4 protein-coding genes are annotated in these 1,708 nt (G+C 67.2%); 3 read left to right on the top strand and 1 reads right to left on the bottom strand.

Translation table 11 applies throughout. The features are described from left to right. Nucleotides 1-242: hypothetical protein (locus tag Y705_RS22655; protein ID WP_216698740.1), on the bottom strand; the 242-nt coding region annotated here is incomplete at its 3' end. Between Y705_RS22655 and rpmI the strand changes: the two genes are divergently transcribed. The 3 genes from rpmI to Y705_RS17375 form a co-directional block, all read left to right on the top strand. Further along, nucleotides 241-435: a 50S ribosomal protein L35 gene (rpmI, locus tag Y705_RS0104365; protein ID WP_026531962.1), complete on the top strand. Its 195-nt coding sequence runs from the start codon at nucleotides 241-243 to the stop codon at nucleotides 433-435. The two genes, Y705_RS22655 and rpmI, sit on opposite strands and share 2 nt — an antisense overlap. 98 nt (nucleotides 436-533) lie before the next feature. Continuing rightward, entirely contained in the window at nucleotides 534-968 is a 435-nt protein-coding gene (gene rplT / locus Y705_RS17380; protein ID WP_049822269.1) for a 50S ribosomal protein L20, read from the top strand. 39 nt (nucleotides 969-1,007) lie between these two features. Further along, nucleotides 1,008-1,708, top strand: a 701-nt coding sequence (locus Y705_RS17375) for a TrmH family RNA methyltransferase (protein ID WP_081737777.1), incomplete at its 3' end; no start/stop codon positions are given.

Below are 1,708 nucleotides of genomic sequence, written 5' to 3'. Positions count from 1 at the left end.
GGTGGCGCCCCGAAACCGGGGTCAGCCCCTAAACCAGGGTCGGCCGGCAAGCCGGCGGCGACCCCAAGACCTGCCGGCAGGACGGCTCCGACCAAGAGTGAGTCAAGCGGGCCCAAGCCGGGAAGCACCGAGTAGGCGCTCAATACCTCTCGGTACTCCCGGTACGCAAGAAAACAGCAGGCGCCCCCGGGTGCCGCCCGCAGGTAATCACCCGCGGCTATCAAAAGGAGATCGGTTCCCATGCCGAAGATGAAGACCCACAGTGGCGTCAAGAAGCGCTTCAAGCTGACCGGCAGCGGAAAGCTCAAGCGCCAGCAGGCCAACCGCCGTCACTACCTGGAGCACAAGTCCTCCACGCTGACGCGCCGACTGGCCAGCGACAAGATCGTTTCGAAGGCCGACACCAAGGTCATCAAGAAGATGCTGGGCATCTAACACCCAACCAACCACTCCGGAAAAGCTCCGTACCCGTGCGCGGGCGGGAGCTGCAGCCGTCAGGGCTGTGCCGGAAGATCTACTGAAGGAGTACGCACGTGGCACGTGTGAAAAGGGCGGTCAACGCCCACAAGAAGCGCCGGGTTATCCTCGAGCGCGCCAAGGGCTACCGCGGACAGCGGTCACGCCTCTACCGTAAGGCGAAAGAGCAGCTGCTGCACTCGTTCGTGTACAGCTACGGCGACCGCCGCAAGCGCAAGGGCGACTTCCGCCGCCTGTGGATCCAGCGCATCAATGCTGCATCCCGCGCCAACGGGCTCACCTACAACCGCCTCATCCAGGGCCTGAAGGCCGCCGAGATCCAGGTCGACCGGCGTATGCTCGCCGACCTCGCAGTTACCGACGGCGCCGCTTTCGCCGCGCTCGTGCAGATCGCCCGGAACGCGCTGCCCGCGGACACTTCCGCGCCGATCGTCACCGAGGGCGCGGCCGCCAAGGCACCCCGCGCCTCGAAGGCCACGGCGAAGGCTTAGGGCGACGGCCGGTTCCGACCGGCAGCAGCCTCGAGATCCATGAATACCGACGGACGCCCCCGGGCGCTGATGTCCAACCCCCGAGCCGATCGGGTGAAGGAGGTTGCGCGCCTTGCGGGGCGTCCGTCGCGTTTGAAGCAGGGCCGATTCCTTGCGGAGGGCCCGCAGGCCGTCCGTGAGGCCCTGGCGCTGCACACAGAGCGGACCGCTGCAGGAGGACCTCCCGTGGTGGAAGACCTGTTCGCCACCGAGGGTTGCCTCGACAAGCATCCCGAATTCGCGGGGAGTCCAGCACTGCGGCCGGTCACCGATGAGGTCCTCGCGGCCATGTCCTCCACCGTGACGCCCCAGGGTGTGATTGCGGTCTGTTCGTTCATCGACGTTCCTCTCGAGCAGATGCTCGCCGACGGTCCCCGGCTGGTCGCCGTGATGGTCGAGGTGAGGGACCCCGGCAACGCCGGAACGATCCTGCGCGCCGCCGATTCAGCCGGTGCTGACGCCGTCGTGCTCACCGCCTCCAGCGTGGACTTGTACAACCCCAAAACGGTCCGCTCCACCGCCGGATCGCTGTTCCACCTCCCTGTGGTGCTCGGAGCTGACCTGGACACGCTGCTGGCCGAGCTGAAGAGGCAGGGCATTGCGGTGCTTGCCGCGGACGGCTACGCGGACGTCGACCTCGATTCCCTGCAGGACGCGGGGACGCGTCGCCGCCTCGGCGCGCCGTCGTCCTCCGGTACGGA

This window comes from Arthrobacter sp. H41 (genome assembly GCF_000520535.1).
GTDB lineage: Bacteria > Actinomycetota > Actinomycetes > Actinomycetales > Micrococcaceae > Arthrobacter_D.
This window is presented reverse-complemented; position numbering and strand designations above follow the sequence as displayed.